This window comes from Caulobacter sp. DMC95, assembly GCF_056313785.1.
The window spans coordinates 238,842-254,483 of the sequence record NZ_JBQUZP010000001.1; the positions used below are offsets into that span (position 1 = coordinate 238,842).

Genomic DNA, 15,642 nt, shown 5'->3' on the forward strand with positions numbered 1-15,642 from the left:
TTCTGAAAGTCGCTAGATCGGATTCTCCGCCAGGCGCTTGTCGAGATAGTCACTGACGCTCTTTTCGACGCTGGGCAGGTGCTCGGCCCAGAAGTGAGTGGCCTTGTCGATGACCTCGTAGTCGATCGTGATGCCCTTCTGGGTGCGCAGCTTGGTGACCACGCGCTCCACCTCGACCGGCGGGGTGATGGTGTCGGCCGAGCCGGTCAGGAACAGGCCCGAGGCCGGGCAGGGGGCCAGGAAGCTGAAGTCGTACATGTTGGTCGGCGGCGACACCGAGATGAAGCCGTCCGTTTCCGGGCGACGCATCAGGAGTTGCATGCCGATATAGGCGCCGAAGTCGAAGCCGGCGACCCAGGTTTGGCTGGCGGTCGGGTTGCTGGTCTGCAGCCAGTCCAGCGCCGTGGCCGCGTCGGCCAGCTCGCCGATGCCGGCGTCGAACTCGCCCTGGCTCCGGCCCACGCCACGGAAGTTGAAGCGCAGGGTCGCGAAACCACGCTTCATGAACAGATGGTACAGCTGCACCGAGACCGGGTGGTTCATGTGACCGCCGGCCTTGGGGTGCGGATGCAGGATCAGCGCGATCGGCGCTGTTTCGGTCTTGCCCGGAGAATAGCGACCTTCGATCCGGCCGGACGCGCCGGTCAAAATCACATCAGGCATATCGTCCCCTTCAGCTGGCCACGGCGGATCCCGGCATTTTGAGGGCCAGAATACTTGACCGCCGCGCTTGGTCTTCCTAAATCGCAGCCGCAACGCGGACAGACGGTCCGCGCGCGAAGTCGCGGCTTGTAGCACACGCAAAAGCCGATGCGCGCGGAATCTGCAAGGGGTAAGGCTCATGCGCCTGAGCACCAAAGGCCGATACGCCGTGATGGCGATGACCGACCTGGCCAAGCGTCAGGACGAGAGCGATGGCCGCGCCGTAGCGCTGGCCGAGATCGCCGCGCGCCAGCAGATCTCACTTTCGTATCTAGAACAGCTTTTTGCGCGGCTGCGCCGCAAGGGGCTTGTGATCAGCGCCCGGGGGCCGGGCGGCGGCTACCGCCTGGCCAAGGCCTCGGATGAGACCTTCATCGCCGACATCGTGCTGGCGGTCGACGAGCCGCTGCGCGCCACGCGCTGCAACTTCACCAAGGGTCAGGCCAAGGGCTGCATGGCCGGCGGTGAGCGCTGCATGACGCACAATCTCTGGGAAGAGATGGGCCGGCAGATCCACGGCTATCTGGCTTCCGTGTCGGTGGCCGACGTGTTGGCGGGTGAACTGCGTCCCGCCCGTCCGCTGGAGATCGCGGCCGAGTGAACACGCACCGCACATCGGTCTATCTCGACTACAACGCCACAGCGCCCATGCGTCCAGAGTCGCGGGAAGCACTGCTGCGCGCCCTGGAGAGCCCGGCCAATCCCTCTTCTGTCCATGCCGCTGGCCGCGCCGCCCGCGACGTGGTCGAGCGCGCCCGCGCTGAGGTCGGCGCCCTGGTCGGCGTACCGGCCGGCTCGGTGACCTTCGTCAGCGGCGGCACCGAGGCCAACGCCTTGGCCATCGAAAGCGCTAAGGCGGCCGGCGTCGAGCGCATCATTGTCAGCGCCGTCGAGCATGACGCGGTTCTCGAGACGGCCAAGGCCTCGGGCTTGCCTGTCGACGTCCTGCCTGTGGATAACAACGGCGTCGGCGATCTCGACTGGCTGGCGCAAGCGCTTGAAAAGCCGGTAAAGACCTTGGTCTGCCTGATGCTGGCCAACAACGAGACTGGCGTCATCCAGCCTGTGGATGAGGCTTCCGTGCTGGTTCGCGCCCACGACGGCTGGCTGCATGTCGACGCCGTCCAGGCCGCCGGCAAGGTCGCTATCGACTTTTCGGGTCTCGGCGCCGACACCATGGCGCTGTCGGCCCATAAGCTGGGCGGGCCGCAAGGCGTTGGCGCGCTAATCGCCGGGACCCGCGCGACCGTCACCCGGTGCCTGCACGGCGGCGGCCAGGAACGCGGCCGCCGGGCCGGCACCGAGAACGTCGCCGGCATCGCCGCCTTCGGCGTTGCGGCCAAGGCGGCCGGGGAAGGCCTTGCCTCGATGGCCGAACAGGCCCAATGGCGCGACGCCTTGGCCGAGCGGCTCAAGGCGCAAGGCGCGGTCGTGCTCGGCGAAGGCGCCGAGCGCCTGCCGCAAACCCTGTGTTTCGCCGGCGAAGGCTTCGGCTCCGAGGTCCAGGTCATGAACATGGACTTGGCTGGCGTCATGGTCAGCGCCGGCAGCGCCTGCTCGTCGGGCAAGGTCAAGGCCAGCCGCGTGGTGGAAGCCATGGGCCGCGCCGATCTCGCCCCGTTCGCCCTGCGTATCAGCGGCGGCTGGGCGAGCACGGAAGACGATTGGATCAAGTGCGGCGACGCCTGGCTCGCCGCCTGGAAGCGTATCGGCGCACGGCGCCGGGAGGTGGCTTAGTGGCCGCGGTCAAAGAGACTGTCGAAACCGTCGCCGCGCTCGAGAAGTACGAGCACGGCTTTACCACCGACATCGATCAGGAGTTCGCCCCCAAGGGCCTCTCCGAGGACATCGTGCGCTTCATCTCGGCCAAGAAGGACGAGCCGGAATGGATGCTGGAATGGCGTCTTGAGGCCTATCGCCGCTGGCTGGCGATGGACGAGCCCGACTGGGCCAAGGTCAGCTATCCGCCGATCGACTATCAGGACACCTACTACTACGCCGCGCCCAAAACCAAGGAAGGCCCCAAAAGCCTCGACGAGGTCGATCCCGAGCTGCTGGCCGTTTACGAAAAGCTCGGCATCCCGCTGAAGGAGCAGGCGGTTCTGGCCGGCGTCGAGGGCGCTCCGCGGTATGCCGTCGACGCCGTGTTCGACAGCGTCAGCGTCGTGACCACCTTCAAGAAGGAGCTGGCCGCCGTCGGGGTCATCTTCTGCTCAATGAGCGAGGCTATCCGCGAGCACCCGGACCTCGTCCGCCAGTACCTGGGCAGCGTAGTGCCGACCTCGGATAACTACTTCGCCTGCCTGAACAGCGCGGTCTTCTCCGACGGATCGTTCGTCTACATTCCGCCGGGCGTGCGCTGCCCGATGGAGCTGTCGACCTATTTCCGGATCAACGCCAAGGACAGCGGCCAGTTCGAGCGCACCCTGATCATCGCCGACAAGGGCGCCTACTGCTCGTACCTTGAGGGCTGCACGGCCCCAATGCGCGACGAGAACCAGCTGCACGCGGCCGTGGTTGAGCTCGTCCTGCTCGAAGACGCCGAGATCAAGTACTCTACCGTCCAGAACTGGTACCCGGGCGATCCCGAGACCGGCAAGGGCGGCATCTACAACTTCGTGACCAAGCGCGCCGACTGCCGGGGCGACCGCAGCAAAGTGTCTTGGACCCAGGTCGAGACCGGCTCGGCCATCACCTGGAAATATCCGTCCTGCGTGCTGCGCGGCGAAGGGAGCTCGGGCGAGTTCTATTCGATCGCGGTGACCAACGGTCACCAGCAGGCCGACACCGGCACCAAGATGATCCACCTGGGCGCCAACACCCGCTCGCGGATCGTCGCCAAGGGCATCAGCGCCGGCAAGTCGACCTCGACCTATCGCGGCCTGGTCTCGGCCCACCCCAAGGCCAAGGGCGCGCGCAACTTCACCCAGTGCGACTCCTTGCTGATTGGCAAGGACTGCGCGGCCCACACCGTGCCCTATATCGAGGCCCGCAACGGCCAGTCGGTGTTCGAGCACGAGGCCACCACCACCCGGCTGTCGGACGACCAGCTGTTCTACTGCCAGCAGCGTGGCCTGTCGGAAGAGGAGTCGGTGGCCCTGCTGGTCAACGGCTTCGTCAAGGACGTGCTGCAGCAACTGCCCATGGAATTCGCTGTCGAGGCCCAGAAGCTGGTGGCGATCAGCCTGGAGGGCAGCGTGGGATGACCAGCGTCACCCTCTACCAGCCTGTCGGCCTGGAGGAACTGCAAGCGATCAAGGCGTCGGACTGGAGAGCCTTTCCGCCGCATGACATCGAGCAGCCCATCTTCCGGCCGGTCACCAGCGAAGTCTTCGCGGCCCAATTGGCGCGGGACTGGAACGCGGCGCATACGACCTATCGCCGCGGATACGTTGTTCAGTTCGCGGTGTCGAAGACGTTCCTAGACGCCTACGAGCACAAGGTGTCGGGTACGCCCGGCCACGAAGAATACTGGATCCCGCCTGAGGATCTTTCGCTGTTAAACGCCGCCATCCAAGGCCAGATCGCCGTCGCCGGAACCTTCGCGGGGCACGACGCCGAGTACAGAAAACTCAACGAGACCCATGCTTAAGATCCAGAATCTCCACGCCCGCGTCGAGGACAAGCCGATCCTGAAGGGCGTCACGCTGGACGTGCCGGCCGGTGAGGTCCACGCGATCATGGGTCCGAACGGGGCCGGCAAGTCGACCCTGTCCTATGTCCTGACCGGCCGCGACGGCTATGAGGTCACCGAAGGCTCGGCGACGCTCAACGGCGAGGATCTGCTGGCCCTGGAACCCAACGAGCGGGCGGCCAAGGGCCTGTTCCTGTCGTTCCAATATCCGCTGGAGATTCCTGGGGTTCCGGCCCTGACCTTCATCCGCACCGCCCTCAACGCCCAGCGCCGCGCGCGGGGCGAAGACGAGATCGCCGCGCCGGCCTTCCTGAAGCTGGCTAAGGAGAAGGCCGCCTCGCTGAAAATCGACTTCGATATGCTCAAGCGCGGCCTGAACGTCGGCTTCTCGGGTGGTGAGAAGAAGCGGATGGAAATCCTTCAAATGGCGATGCTTTCGCCGAAGTTCCTGATCCTCGACGAGACCGACTCCGGTCTCGACATCGACGCCCTGAAGATTGTCTCCGAAGGCGTCAACGCCCTGCGCTCGCCCGAGCGCGGTATGCTGGTCATCACCCACTACCAGCGCCTGCTGGACCACATCAAACCCGACAAGGTTCACGTGCTTGCCGCCGGTCGCATCGTCGCCTCGGGCGGTCCGGAACTGGCGCTGCAATTGGAAGCTGAGGGCTATGACCGCATCGTGGGGGCGGCGGCTTGATGGCGACCTTGATCAAATCCTCCCCCCAGCGGGGGAGGTGGTCCGCAGGACCGGAGGGGGAAGTGTTCATCCCCGCCGTCACCAGGACTTCCCCCTCCGTCGGCTGCGCCGACACCTCCCCCGTCGGGGGGAGGATTTTGTCATGACCCTCTCCACCGCCCTCAAGACCGGCGACCTCTCGGCGCTGCCGTCGCGGCGCGACGAGGACTGGCGTTGGACCGACCTGCGGGGCCTGCTCAAGACCCTGCCGCCGGCTTCACCCCAGGGCCGTGCTTGGTTCTGGGAGAACCCGCTTTCCGGCGCGCTCGATATGACCGGCGGCGTCGTCAACGGGCGCGGGCCCACGGATCTCATTGTCGACGCGGGCGAAGAGCGCTTCGTTGGTTGGCGCTTCATGTCCGCCACGGATGCGACCTCGCATGGCGCGGAGCTCTGGGTCGATGTCTCCGAAGGCGCGAAGCTGACCCTGATCGAAAGCTACGAAGGGCGTGGCAAGGGCTACGTCTCGGACGTGGCGGTCAATATCCGTTTGGCCAAGGACGCGATCGTCGAACGGATCATCTTCGCCGACGACGATGCGGACGCGATCTCGGTCGTCACCGCTGAAGTCACGCTCGCTCCCGGGGCCAAGTTCGCCCAGACCGTCCTGACCTCCGGCGCGCGTCGCCAGCGGATCGAGACGCGGGTCAGCCATCCCGGCGCTCATGCCGAGGTACGCCTCGACGGCGCCTATCTGCTGGACGCCCAGCGCCATGCCGACCTGACCAGCGTCGTCACCCATGGCGGCCTCGACGGCGTCACCAGCCAGCTGACCAAGGGCATGGTCACCGACCAGGCGCGCGGCGTCTTCCAGGGGCGGATCGTCGTCGAGAAGGGCGCTGACCAGACCGACGCGCGGATGGGCCACCACGCCCTGATCCTGTCGGACAAGGCCGAGATCGACGCCAAGCCCGAACTGCTGATCTTCGCCGACGACGTCTCTTGCGCCCACGGCAACACGATCGGGGCCCTGGACGACGAGGTCCTGTTCTACGCCGAGCAGCGCGGCATCCCGGAGGCGGACGCCAAGGCCATGCTGACCGTGGCCTTTGTCGGCGAGGTGATCGAGCGCATCGAACACGAGGCCGCGCGTGAGGTCGCCGCCGCCTGGGTCGCCCGCAAGCTGGGGAGCGAGGCCTGATGGCTTCTGACGCCCCCTATGACGTCGCCGCAATCCGCGCCCAGTTCCCGATCCTGGCGCGAGAAGTTCACGGCAAGCCGTTGATTTACCTGGACAGCGCCGCCAGCGCCCAAAAGCCGGACGCGGTGCTGGACGCGATGATGGGCCTGGCCCGCACCTCCTACGCCAACGTCCATCGCGGCCTGCACACGTTGGCCAACGAAACGACCGAAGCCTATGAAAAGGCGCGGGAAACCGTGGCGCGTTTCATCAACGCCGAGCGCGATGAGGTCGTCTGGACCAAGAGTGCGACCGAGGCGGTGAATCTGGTCGCGTCCTCGTTCGGTCTCTCCCTGAACGCCGGTGACGAGATCGTGCTCTCGGAGATGGAGCACCACGCCAACATCGTGCCGTGGCACTTCCTTCGCGAGCGCAAGGGCGTGGTCCTGAAGTTCATCCCGGTGCTGGACGACGGTCGGCTCGACATGGAGGCCTACAAGGGCCTGCTGTCGGACAAGACCAAGATGGTCGCTGTCACCCACATGTCGAACGTGCTGGGCACGGTCAACGATGTCGCCGAGATCGTCCGCCTGGCCCACGCGGCCGGCGCGCCGGTGCTGCTGGACGGCTGCCAGGGCGTCGTCCACACCAAGGTCGATGTCAAAGCGCTGGACGTCGACTTCTATGTCTTCTCCGGCCACAAGCTGTACGGCCCGACTGGAATCGGCGTGCTCTATGGCAAGGCCGAGCGCCTGGCCACTCTGCCACCGTATCAGGGCGGCGGCGAGATGATCGGCTCGGTGGCGCTGGACAAGATCACCTACGCCGATCCGCCGCACCGCTTCGAGGCCGGCACCCCGGCGATCCTTGAGGCCGTCGGTTTGGGCGCGGCGATCGAATGGCTGAACGGCCTGGATCGTGACGCTGTCTTCGCCCACGAGCACGCCCTCTATGAGCGCGTCGCCGAACGCCTGCGCGGCGTCAACGGCGTGCGGATCCTGGGCGAGGCGCCTGGCAAGGGCGCTGTGTTGTCGTTCACGGTCGAGGGCGCGCACGCGCACGACATCGCCCAAGTGCTGGACCGCTACGGCGTGGCCGTGCGGGCCGGAACCCATTGCGCGGAACCCTTGATGCGCCGCTTCGGCGTCACGTCGAGCGCGCGCGCTTCGTTCGCCCTATATAACACCGAGGCCGAGGCCGACGCGTTCGTCGACGCGCTGGCCAAGGCCCGCAGTTTCTTCAGTTGAGCTCCCGATGACCGACGCCGCCTCCCAGGAACCCGTTACGGCTCTGACCCAGGACGAGCTGAACCGGCTGACGGACCAGCTGATTGAAAAGCTGAAGACCGTCTACGACCCGGAAATCCCGGTCGACATCTATGAGCTGGGCCTGATCTACAAGGTCGATGTCAGCGACTCCAAGGACGTCGCCATCGACATGACCTTGACCGCCCCGGGCTGCCCGGTGGCCGGCGAGATGCCGGGCTGGGTCAAGGACGCGGTCATGGAAATCCCCGGCCTTAAGTCCTGTACTGTCGAGCTGACCTTCGACCCGCCGTGGGACGCCTCGCGCATGAGCGATGAGGCCAAGCTGCAACTCAATATGTTCTGATCGGTTTGGACCCCATGGAACCCACGATCGCCGTTCGTCCTCGCCGCCCGCGCCCCAAGGTCGTCACCCTGACCGACGCTGCGGCCGCGCGCGTGAAGGAGATCATGGAAAAGGCCGACCAGCCCTACGCAGGTCTGCGTGTGGGTGTGAAGAACGGCGGCTGCGCGGGCCAGGAGTACGTGTTCGAGTACGCCAAGGAGAAGGGCCCGATCGACGAGGTGGTCGAGGACAAGGGCGTCACGATCCTGATTGAGCCCAAGGCCGTGCTGTTCCTGGTCGGCACCGAAATCGACTACGAGGTCACCAAGCTGTCCTCGAAGTTTGTCTTCCACAATCCGAACGAAACTGACGCTTGCGGTTGCGGCGAGAGCGTGACGATCCAACCGGCGGCGGAGGCCCTCGACTGATGCTGGCCAAGACCCCGTCCTGCGTCGAATGCGGCCTGCCGTGGGGTTCACCGCGCTTCAAGCATGAGGACGAGGCGCCGCTGTACTGGTCGGACACCGGCCTGCTGTGCTCCAGCGGCTGCGCCCAGACCCACTTCGCCAAGCGCCGCGCCGAAGGCACGTTCGCGGGCGTTCCGGCGGAGTGTCCGGTCGAGGTCTAGGACTGGCGAGCCCAAAGGGCCAACGCGCTTACGGCCACGACGATCGCCAAGAGGGGAAGCACGGACGTGATTGCAGTCAGCCGGCTCCACCCCTTCAGGGCTCCAAAGAGTCCGCCGAGCGCCGCGAAGACCGCGAGCAATGGAAACGCCCAGCACGCGTAGATGAAGGTCACGATGGCAGGATTTTGGTGCGAACCTGGCGCGTCGGCAGCTATCACCGAGAAGCCGGCTATATAGAGGCCTGGCAGGATCGCTAAGGTCCACAATGCGCCCAGGATGGTCGCCAGCGCCACCCGGCGCGGCAGCGGCGCCAGATTGGCGTCAGGCAACGGTTTGTTCCTTCAGCCCGACGCTAGGCACGTTCTTCTTGCCATCCCACTCGACCAGCACGGACGGCTTCACCGGCTCGCCGCGCGCCTGGGCGATCAACGCGTTGGTCCGCCCTTCGATCGTCGCCTGCATCAGGGCCATGAACTCGTCCTTCTCCAGGCCCTGGGGCAAGGCGGGCAGAAACTCGATCGTCGCGACGCCGGGCGTCTTCGCCTTCTCCTGCTGCTTCCAGAAGCAGCCGAGGTTCGTCGCCACCGGCACGACCGGCAGGCCGAAGTCCTTGCTCATGTAGTAGACGCCGGTGCGATAGCGGAAATGCTCGCCGGGCGCGGCCAGGTGGCCTTCGGGATAGATCAGGATGCGCCGGCCCTCGGCGGCGACCTGGGCGGCGCTCTTGGACAGCGCCTCGCGCGCCTCAGGACCGCCGCAGCTGTCGACGACGATGGCGCCGAACTTCTTCAGAATCGCACCGACCAGCGGGAACTTCTCCAGGTGATCTCCCGTGACGAAGCTGAGGTTGTCGACATGGGCGAACATCACAAAGCCATCGCCCCAGCTGTGGTGCTTGGCGGCGATGATGCAGGGGCCGGCGGGCAGGTTCTCCTGGCCCTTCACTTGCACCTTGACGCCGGCCAGGGCGTCCAGCGCCCACAGCATACGGCGGCTGTAGAGCCGCAGCGTGAAGGTCACGGCCTCGCGTCCGGGCGCCAGCGCCGCGAAGGCGGCCGACAGGCCGTAGAAGATCGACAGAACCCAATAGTAGGCGTTGAACAGAACGCTGCGCATCGAAGGGTGTCCTTTCATCGCGCGAACAGAACGGCCTGGACGGCCGCGGTCATCAGGGAGGCGTGGGCGGAGAGGGCGTCGTCGCCCAGGCGGCCATAGGCCTTGTTCTGGGCGGTCTGGGTGATCACGCCGATGGCCATGGCGGCCAGCACGCGCGGGTCGCCCGGCGGGATCTCAGCGTTGATCATCGCCCGCTTGATCAGGTCCTCAACCAGGGTGACAGGATCGCGCCCATCCTCCTGGTAGTAGGGCAGGAAATGGTGAAGCTGCAGCAGGTGGAACGAGAACAGCAGCCAGTCCTCGTCGGCTACGGCGCAATAGGCCTTCACCAGCGCTGCAGCCTTGGCCTTGATGCCGCTCGCGGCTGCGGCCTCGTCGGCGATCAGGGCGGACAGGCGCCGGTGGCAGTCCATGAACAGGCTGACCGCCAGGGCGTCCTTGCTCTTCCAGTGGCGATAGATGGCGCCCTCGGACACCCCGGCTCGCGCCGCGATCGTCTTGGTAGTCGCTGCGTCGACGCCCTCAGTGACGAAGGCCTCTAGCGCCGCGCGCTCGATGCGGGGTTTCGCGCTCATGAGACGAGCATCGCAGGTAGGACCGAAAGTGCAAGTGAGCGCTCACTTACATTTCCGTGATTGACCGTGGACCGGCGGACGGCGACACACGGCCATGGTCCAGACCGTTCTTGTATATTCCATGGGTGAGGTGATCGGCGACGGACTGATCAAGCTGCCCTTCATCGCCGGCCTGCGCGCGGCGTTTCCCGGCGCGCGGATCAGCTGGTGCGCCGCCAAGGGTGAGACGGTCTATACCGGGCCGCTGAAGGCCGTGGTGGCCGGCTATATCGACGAGGTGATCGTCGAGGGCGCCAACGGCGCTGCGCCACTGGACAGCTTGCCGTGGTCGCAGCCCTTCGGCGGGCGCCGTTTCGACCTGGTGATCGACACCCAGGAAAACTTGCGCCGTAACGGCGTCGCCAAGCGTGGGGCGGCGGGACGCTTCGTCTCGGCGGCGCGTCTGGCCCGCTCGCCGGACTGGCCAGTCGCGGTCACCGATCGCCTAGCGCGACTGCTCAGTCTGGCGACCGACGGGCAGGGCGGTCCGACACCTCTGGCCCTGACCCATCCCGACGCCCTGAAGGCCGCTGAGACCCTGCTGCCGGCCGGTCCGACCTATGTGGGTCTGGCGCCCGGCGCAGGCGGTCAGGACAAGCGTTGGCCGCTGGAGAACTATCTGGACCTCGCCCGACGTATTCTCGGCAAGGGCTGGGCGCCGGTCTTCCTGTTCGGTCCTGACGAAGCCGACGACGCAGCCATCGCCGCGCGCGAAGTTCCTCAAGCGCTGCAGCCAGAGCGGAACCGAACCGATGGTTTGCCCGTCAAGGGGCCGCTGCTGGTCATCGCACTAGCCGGCCGCATGGCCGCCGGGGTCGCCAATGATGCGGGGCCTGGCCATATGCTGGCCGCTGGGGGCGCGCCCTTGCTCTCGCTGCAGCAGGATCGCCGCAAGTCCGTGAAGTTCCGCCCCGCCGCCCAACGGCTTGAGATGCTGGTCGCGGAGGACTACGGAAGCGGCATGGGCGCCCTGCCGGTCGACGCGGCCTGGGAGGCGCTCGAGAAGCTGGTTTCCGGAGCGTCCTGAATGTCCATCCTAGCGCCAATCTCGGCGGGCGAACTGATCGACAAGATCACCATCCTGCGCGTCAAGGCTCAGCGCATCGGCGATCCGGCCAAGGAGGCTAATGTCCGCAAGGAGCTGGCGCTGCTGGAGGCGACGGCTCGCGCGCACCTGCCGGAAAACAACGAGATCGCCCAGCTCACCGAAGAGCTGACGGACGTCAACGCGGCGCTCTGGGACATCGAGGACGGCAAGCGCGACTGCGAGCGTCGGCAGGACTTTGGGCCTAGCTTCGTGGCGCTGGCGCGCCGGGTCTATATCGACAACGACAAGCGCGCCGCGATCAAACGCGCCATCAACGAAGTCGCCGGGTCTGAGATCGTCGAGGAGAAGAGCTACAAGCCCTACCTCGGCGCTTCGGAAAAATGACGGAAGTCGTTCACGAAGCTCGCGAAATGATCGCCGGCATGACGCCGGAATTGAAGCCGGGACACTATGTGTTCTGCGCCGCTGGGGACCATAACTGGGAGCCTCTGCAGCCGCTGGCGATGTTTCGCGAGGCTGAAGGCGTCAGCCTGATCCTTGAGCGTCACGTGGCGGCGGCGGCGGGGTTCCCGATTGAGAACCCCATGGCCCTGATCACCCTGAACGTCTATTCGGCCCTTGATGGCGTGGGTCTGACCGCCGCCGTATCCGGTGCGCTCGCCGCCGCCGGAATCGCCTGCAACATGGTCGCGGCGTTGCGCCACGACCATGTTTTTGTCCCCGCCGAACAGGCGGCGGAAGCGATGGCCACTCTTGTGGACCTGCAGGCTAAGGCGGCTAGCGGCCTTTGAAGACCGCCGCGCGCTTCTGCAGGAAGGCGGTGACGCCCTCGATGAAATCCTCGGTCTTGCCGGCGATCTTCTGGGCCTTGCGTTCGGCGTGCAGTTGACCGGTCCAATCGCTATCCAGGCTTTCCCAGACCAGCTTGCGAATGACGCCCAGCGCGGCTGGGCCCTTTGCGAGCTCCAGCGCCAGGGCTTGGGCCGTGGCCATCAGCTCACCATCCGGCACGCACCGGTTCACCAGCCCCCACTGCAAAGCCGTAGCGGCCGGAACCTTGTCGCCCAGCAGCATCATCTCCATCGCCCGTGCCTTGCCGATCAGGCGCGGCAGCAGATAGGTCGAACCGCCATCGGGCACGAGGCCGATGCGGCGGAAAGCCTGCAGGAAGTAGGCGCTCTCGGCGGCGACAATCAGGTCGCCCATCAATGCGATCGAGCAGCCGACCCCGGCGGCCGGGCCGTTCACCGCCGTGACGATCGGCAATGGGAAGTCGCGCAGCAGCGTCATCAGCGGGTTATAAGTCGTCTCCAGCGCCGAACCGGCGTCTGGCTTGCCGTCGACGTCCGCCTCGCGACCGGCTGCGCCGCCGCCCGACAGATTGGCGCCCGAGCAAAAGCCGCGGCCTTCACCAGTCAGGATGACCGCACGCGCCTCGATCTTACCGGCGGCGATCGACGAAAAGGCGTGGTGAAGTTCACGCGCAACTTCGGGGCTGGCCGCGTTCAAGGTGGCGGGATCGGCGAGCGTGACGGTGGCGACGCCATCCTGCGTCGAGACACGGATCTTCTGATAGTCCACGGCGGAGCCTCCCTTGTTTGTTGGGCCAGACTCTAGGCGCCTTTGCCCCTTGGGAAGGCTAGCGAAATCTTCGCAAACAGAAACGCCGCCGATCATGGACCGGCGGCGTGAAGGTAGGTCTTACGCTGAAAGAGCTTAGGCGGCGTTGGCCGCGCCCGGCATGGACTCCGCAGCCGTCACGCGATTGCGGCCGCCGCGCTTGGAGGCGTAAAGCGCCGCGTCCGCGCGCTCCATGACAGAGTGGCCCGACTCACCGGCCTTGCGCTCGGCGAAGCCCGAGGAAACCGTGATCGCGCCGAGATCCTCGTTGGTCGAGCGACGCTTGAGCATCCGCGACGACACCTCGACCCGGATTTCCTCCAGCGTGGTGGCGACGACTGCGGCGCTTTCGCGCGGAAAGATCATGGCGAACTCCTCGCCGCCGTAGCGCGCGGCGAAGCGAGGCGGAGCGGCGACACGGCCAATGACCGACGCCACATAGCGGATGACCTGGTCGCCGGTCTGATGGCCCCAGGTATCGTTGAACCCCTTGAAATGGTCGATATCGAGGACGGCGAGGCAAATCGAGGCGCCGTTCTCCTCGGCCTCGGCGCAGGCGCGGTCGAGCTCCTCGTCGAAGGCCTTGCGGTTAGCCAGGTTGGTCAAGCCGTCGGTCGTAGCGTCGCGGCGGACCTGCTCCAGATGCTCGCGCAGGCGTTCGACCTCGGCGGTCGAGTCGGCGAGCCGCGCCTCCAGCGACTGGTTTTCCTTGTGCACGCGCCGAGTGGCTTCGGCGATGCTGCCAACGACCGCCTTGATCGAGGCGACGTCGGTTTGCGTGTCCAGGCTCTTGCTCGCGCCGGCCAGCTCCTTGCCGAACGCCGCGTTGGACTTCTGAGCATTCTGGATCGCCTTGGAGACCGCCTCCAGCTCCTTGGAAAGGATGTCGCCCGCGTCGCGGATCTGTTCGTTCAAGCGCGCCTTCGGCAAGAAGGTCGCCGCGAGTTCCTCGCTGACCAACTCAGTCATCGGCTCACCGAGCGAAATCAACCGGGTCAGCTCGCGCGCCAGGGCGCCGTTCGGGTCGGCCACATAGTGCGTCCAAAGCTCGAAGTTCAGCGCGGTCGGCCAAACCTGATGCCGCTCCATGAGCTCCAGGGCGCGCGAGGCGATCTTATAGGCCTCGGGACCGCGCAGCGTGGTTTCGACGTCCGACATGTTTTCTTCCCTCATCGCCGCTGCCCTTGCGGCAACGTCGATCGCTTGGGTCTGGAGGTTACGCTGTAGAGTTCTTACGAGGCGTTAAGAACGAACGACGTTCGCTTGCGTCCCGTCGCCGCCTCCCGCATGGTGATCATTGATAAGATGAGCGCCGCGCCGTTGGGCCGGCCCCTGGGAGGAGCGACAAGCCATGAACGCACCGGTGAATCTGTCGTTCGACGCGCACAAGGCGGCGATGAACGACGTGTTGCAGAGCCAGAAGGCCGCACACCTTCGTGAGGGTCCGCCCAGCGCCGAGAAGCGAATCGATTGGCTGAACCGGTGCATCGATCTGCTGGTCGGACACCAGGCTGAGATCGCCAGGGCGGTAAACGCCGACTTCGGTTCGCGCTCGCCCGAAGCGACCTCTCTGACCGACGTCGCCGGCTCCATCGGGCCGCTGAAACACGCCCGTGATCATCTGACGAAGTGGATGAAACCGGAGAAGCGCAAGACGACGCCGGCCATCCTGGGCCTGTTCGGCGCCAAGGCGACGGTGCAGTGGCAGCCCAAGGGGGTGGTGGGCGTGATCAGCCCCTGGAACTTCCCCGTCAACTTGACCTTCGCCCCCCTGGCCGGTGTGTTCGCCGCCGGCAACCGCGCGATGATCAAGCCGTCCGAGTACACGCCTGCGACCTCGGATCTGCTGAAGGCCATGTTCGCCAAGGCCTTCAACGAGGAGGAAGTCGCGGTGTTCGTCGGCGGCCCCGAAGTGGGGCAGGCGTTCTCAGGCCTGGCATTTGACCATCTGGTGTTCACGGGCGCGACGTCGGTGGCCAAGCACGTGATGCGCGCGGCGGCCGAAAACCTGGTGCCGGTGACCCTGGAACTGGGCGGCAAAAGCCCGGTGATCCTCTCGCGCGGCGCGGACATGGCTACGGCTGCGGCGCGGATCATGAATGGCAAGACCCTGAACGCCGGGCAAATCTGTCTCGCGCCCGACTACGTCTTGGCGCCGCAAGAGGACGTCGAGCGCTTCGTCAAGGAAGCCCAGGTCGCCGTCAGCCGATACTTCCCGACGATCAAGGATAATCCCGACTACACCGCCGTCGTGGCCCAGCGCCACTATGACCGCGTGAAGGGCTACGTCGACGACGCCCGCGCCAAGGGCGCACGGGTCATCGAGATCAACCCCGCCGGCGAGGATCTGTCCCAACAGGAGCATCGCAAGATCCCCCCGACCCTGATCATCGACCCCACCGACGACATGAAGGTGATGCAGGAGGAGATTTTTGGGCCCGTGCTGCCGGTGAAGAGCTACAAGACCGTCGATGAAGCGGTCGACTATGTGAACGCAAATGATCGGCCGTTGGCCCTCTACTGGTTTGGAACTGACGAGGCCGAGAAGGACCGGGTTCTGGAGCGCACGACCAGCGGCGGGGTCACCGTCAATGACGTCATCTTCCACGTGGCCCAGGAAGACCTGCCGTTTGGCGGTATCGGTCCGGCGGGCATGGGCGCCTATCATGGCTATGACGGCTTCCGGGAGTTCAGCCACCGCAAGGCGGTGTTCCAGCAGCTGAAGAAGGATATCGCACCGATGCTGGGCCTGCGGCCGCCCTACGGCGAGGGCATCCGCAAGTACCTTGCGGGGCAGATCAAGAAGTAGCCAATCGCGGCGCGGCATGCTC

General features: G+C 65.9%; 20 protein-coding genes. 14 read left to right on the forward strand and 6 right to left on the reverse strand.

The genetic code is table 11. The annotated features are described in order from the left end of the window. Positions 1-12: 12 nt before the first annotated feature. The gene (locus ACT53N_RS01170; protein ID WP_096051276.1) at positions 13-663 is read right to left on the reverse strand and encodes an alpha/beta hydrolase; all 651 of its coding nucleotides are present in this window, start codon (positions 661-663) and stop codon (positions 13-15) included. Positions 664-841: 178 nt separating this feature from the next. Here ACT53N_RS01170 and ACT53N_RS01175 point away from each other — a divergent pair, with 178 nt between their 5' ends. The 10 genes from ACT53N_RS01175 to ACT53N_RS01220 all read left to right on the forward strand — a co-directional run bounded on the left by ACT53N_RS01175 (position 842) and on the right by ACT53N_RS01220 (position 8,413). Further along, positions 842-1,303, forward strand: a complete 462-nt coding sequence (locus ACT53N_RS01175; protein WP_476062172.1) for an Rrf2 family transcriptional regulator — start codon at positions 842-844, stop codon at positions 1,301-1,303. Continuing rightward, positions 1,300-2,439 carry a cysteine desulfurase family protein gene (locus ACT53N_RS01180; RefSeq protein ID WP_476062173.1) on the forward strand — a complete coding sequence of 380 codons (1,140 nt, stop codon included), beginning with the start codon at positions 1,300-1,302 and terminating at the stop codon, positions 2,437-2,439. The genes ACT53N_RS01175 and ACT53N_RS01180 overlap by 4 nt, the downstream gene beginning before the upstream one ends. After that, positions 2,439-3,908 carry a Fe-S cluster assembly protein SufB gene (gene sufB / locus ACT53N_RS01185; RefSeq protein WP_476062174.1) on the forward strand — a complete coding sequence of 490 codons (1,470 nt, stop codon included), beginning with the start codon at positions 2,439-2,441 and terminating at the stop codon, positions 3,906-3,908. Before ACT53N_RS01180 ends, sufB begins: the two co-directional genes overlap by 1 nt. Beyond that, entirely contained in the window at positions 3,905-4,294 is a 390-nt protein-coding gene (locus tag ACT53N_RS01190; protein ID WP_476062175.1) for a hypothetical protein, read from the forward strand. Before sufB ends, ACT53N_RS01190 begins: the two co-directional genes overlap by 4 nt. Continuing rightward, positions 4,287-5,036, forward strand: a complete 750-nt coding sequence (gene sufC, locus ACT53N_RS01195) for a Fe-S cluster assembly ATPase SufC (protein WP_476062176.1) — start codon at positions 4,287-4,289, stop codon at positions 5,034-5,036. The genes ACT53N_RS01190 and sufC overlap by 8 nt, the downstream gene beginning before the upstream one ends. Positions 5,037-5,178: 142 nt before the next feature. Beyond that, positions 5,179-6,216 carry a Fe-S cluster assembly protein SufD gene (sufD, locus tag ACT53N_RS01200; protein ID WP_476062177.1) on the forward strand — a complete coding sequence of 346 codons (1,038 nt, stop codon included), beginning with the start codon at positions 5,179-5,181 and terminating at the stop codon, positions 6,214-6,216. After that, positions 6,216-7,442 (forward strand): aminotransferase class V-fold PLP-dependent enzyme, encoded by a 1,227-nt coding sequence (locus ACT53N_RS01205; protein WP_476062178.1) that lies wholly within the window; start codon positions 6,216-6,218, stop codon positions 7,440-7,442. The genes sufD and ACT53N_RS01205 overlap by 1 nt, the downstream gene beginning before the upstream one ends. A 7-nt stretch (positions 7,443-7,449) precedes the next feature. Beyond that, the gene (locus ACT53N_RS01210; protein WP_476062179.1) at positions 7,450-7,806 is read left to right on the forward strand and encodes an SUF system Fe-S cluster assembly protein; all 357 of its coding nucleotides are present in this window, start codon (positions 7,450-7,452) and stop codon (positions 7,804-7,806) included. Positions 7,807-7,811: 5 nt separating this feature from the next. After that, positions 7,812-8,213, forward strand: a complete 402-nt coding sequence (locus ACT53N_RS01215) for a HesB/IscA family protein (protein WP_476062180.1) — start codon at positions 7,812-7,814, stop codon at positions 8,211-8,213. Continuing rightward, a complete protein-coding gene (locus tag ACT53N_RS01220) occupies positions 8,213-8,413 on the forward strand; it encodes a hypothetical protein (protein WP_476062181.1) in 201 nt (66 codons plus the stop codon). The genes ACT53N_RS01215 and ACT53N_RS01220 overlap by 1 nt, the downstream gene beginning before the upstream one ends. Here the strand turns inward: ACT53N_RS01220 and ACT53N_RS01225 are convergent. The 3 genes from ACT53N_RS01225 to ACT53N_RS01235 are packed head-to-tail and all read right to left on the reverse strand — an operon-like array spanning position 8,410 to position 10,104. Continuing rightward, positions 8,410-8,742, reverse strand: coding sequence for a hypothetical protein (locus ACT53N_RS01225; RefSeq protein WP_476062182.1), 333 nt, complete (start codon positions 8,740-8,742; stop codon positions 8,410-8,412). The two genes, ACT53N_RS01220 and ACT53N_RS01225, sit on opposite strands and share 4 nt — an antisense overlap. Next, the gene (locus tag ACT53N_RS01230) at positions 8,735-9,547 is read right to left on the reverse strand and encodes a lysophospholipid acyltransferase family protein (protein WP_476062183.1); all 813 of its coding nucleotides are present in this window, start codon (positions 9,545-9,547) and stop codon (positions 8,735-8,737) included. The genes ACT53N_RS01225 and ACT53N_RS01230 overlap by 8 nt, the downstream gene beginning before the upstream one ends. Next, positions 9,544-10,104: a TetR/AcrR family transcriptional regulator gene (locus ACT53N_RS01235; protein WP_476062184.1), complete on the reverse strand. Its 561-nt coding sequence runs from the start codon at positions 10,102-10,104 to the stop codon at positions 9,544-9,546. Before ACT53N_RS01235 ends, ACT53N_RS01230 begins: the two co-directional genes overlap by 4 nt. A gap of 94 nt (positions 10,105-10,198) precedes the next feature. On the opposite strand from ACT53N_RS01235, the gene ACT53N_RS01240 reads away from it, so the two are divergent. Genes ACT53N_RS01240 through ACT53N_RS01250 form a run of 3 tightly spaced genes read left to right on the forward strand, consistent with a single transcriptional unit; the run spans position 10,199 to position 11,982 of the window. After that, positions 10,199-11,170, forward strand: a complete 972-nt coding sequence (locus ACT53N_RS01240; RefSeq protein ID WP_476062185.1) for a glycosyltransferase family 9 protein — start codon at positions 10,199-10,201, stop codon at positions 11,168-11,170. Continuing rightward, complete coding sequence (locus tag ACT53N_RS01245) at positions 11,171-11,575, forward strand: DUF6165 family protein (protein WP_476062186.1); 405 nt, start codon at positions 11,171-11,173, stop codon at positions 11,573-11,575. Continuing rightward, positions 11,572-11,982, forward strand: a complete 411-nt coding sequence (locus ACT53N_RS01250; protein ID WP_476062187.1) for an ACT domain-containing protein — start codon at positions 11,572-11,574, stop codon at positions 11,980-11,982. The genes ACT53N_RS01245 and ACT53N_RS01250 overlap by 4 nt, the downstream gene beginning before the upstream one ends. Here the strand turns inward: ACT53N_RS01250 and ACT53N_RS01255 are convergent. Both ACT53N_RS01255 and ACT53N_RS01260 read right to left on the reverse strand, forming a co-directional pair. Beyond that, the gene (locus ACT53N_RS01255) at positions 11,969-12,772 is read right to left on the reverse strand and encodes an enoyl-CoA hydratase/isomerase (RefSeq protein ID WP_476062188.1); all 804 of its coding nucleotides are present in this window, start codon (positions 12,770-12,772) and stop codon (positions 11,969-11,971) included. The genes ACT53N_RS01250 and ACT53N_RS01255 overlap by 14 nt on opposite strands. Before the next feature lie 135 nt (positions 12,773-12,907). Next, positions 12,908-13,969 carry a GGDEF domain-containing protein gene (locus ACT53N_RS01260; RefSeq protein ID WP_476062189.1) on the reverse strand — a complete coding sequence of 354 codons (1,062 nt, stop codon included), beginning with the start codon at positions 13,967-13,969 and terminating at the stop codon, positions 12,908-12,910. A gap of 193 nt (positions 13,970-14,162) precedes the next feature. Between ACT53N_RS01260 and ACT53N_RS01265 the strand changes: the two genes are divergently transcribed. Next, positions 14,163-15,620, forward strand: coding sequence for a coniferyl aldehyde dehydrogenase (locus ACT53N_RS01265; RefSeq protein WP_476062190.1), 1,458 nt, complete (start codon positions 14,163-14,165; stop codon positions 15,618-15,620). Positions 15,621-15,642: the final 22 nt, after the last annotated feature.

What these genes read in the sequence shown, in the direction of transcription:
- ACT53N_RS01170 (WP_096051276.1), bottom strand. Translation starts at nt 663, where the DNA reads ATGCCTGATGTGATTTTGACCGGCGCGTCCGGCCGGATCGAAGGTCGC.
- ACT53N_RS01175 (WP_476062172.1), top strand. Translation starts at nt 842, where the DNA reads ATGCGCCTGAGCACCAAAGGCCGATACGCCGTGATGGCGATGACCGAC.
- ACT53N_RS01190 (WP_476062175.1), top strand. Translation starts at nt 3,905, where the DNA reads ATGACCAGCGTCACCCTCTACCAGCCTGTCGGCCTGGAGGAACTGCAA.
- sufC (WP_476062176.1), top strand. Translation starts at nt 4,287, where the DNA reads ATGCTTAAGATCCAGAATCTCCACGCCCGCGTCGAGGACAAGCCGATC.
- sufD (WP_476062177.1), top strand. Translation starts at nt 5,179, where the DNA reads ATGACCCTCTCCACCGCCCTCAAGACCGGCGACCTCTCGGCGCTGCCG.
- ACT53N_RS01205 (WP_476062178.1), top strand. Translation starts at nt 6,216, where the DNA reads ATGGCTTCTGACGCCCCCTATGACGTCGCCGCAATCCGCGCCCAGTTC.
- ACT53N_RS01210 (WP_476062179.1), top strand. Translation starts at nt 7,450, where the DNA reads ATGACCGACGCCGCCTCCCAGGAACCCGTTACGGCTCTGACCCAGGAC.
- ACT53N_RS01220 (WP_476062181.1), top strand. Translation starts at nt 8,213, where the DNA reads ATGCTGGCCAAGACCCCGTCCTGCGTCGAATGCGGCCTGCCGTGGGGT.
- ACT53N_RS01230 (WP_476062183.1), bottom strand. Translation starts at nt 9,547, where the DNA reads ATGAAAGGACACCCTTCGATGCGCAGCGTTCTGTTCAACGCCTACTAT.
- ACT53N_RS01235 (WP_476062184.1), bottom strand. Translation starts at nt 10,104, where the DNA reads ATGAGCGCGAAACCCCGCATCGAGCGCGCGGCGCTAGAGGCCTTCGTC.
- ACT53N_RS01240 (WP_476062185.1), top strand. Translation starts at nt 10,199, where the DNA reads ATGGTCCAGACCGTTCTTGTATATTCCATGGGTGAGGTGATCGGCGAC.
- ACT53N_RS01245 (WP_476062186.1), top strand. Translation starts at nt 11,171, where the DNA reads ATGTCCATCCTAGCGCCAATCTCGGCGGGCGAACTGATCGACAAGATC.
- ACT53N_RS01250 (WP_476062187.1), top strand. Translation starts at nt 11,572, where the DNA reads ATGACGGAAGTCGTTCACGAAGCTCGCGAAATGATCGCCGGCATGACG.
- ACT53N_RS01260 (WP_476062189.1), bottom strand. Translation starts at nt 13,969, where the DNA reads ATGTCGGACGTCGAAACCACGCTGCGCGGTCCCGAGGCCTATAAGATC.
- ACT53N_RS01265 (WP_476062190.1), top strand. Translation starts at nt 14,163, where the DNA reads ATGAACGCACCGGTGAATCTGTCGTTCGACGCGCACAAGGCGGCGATG.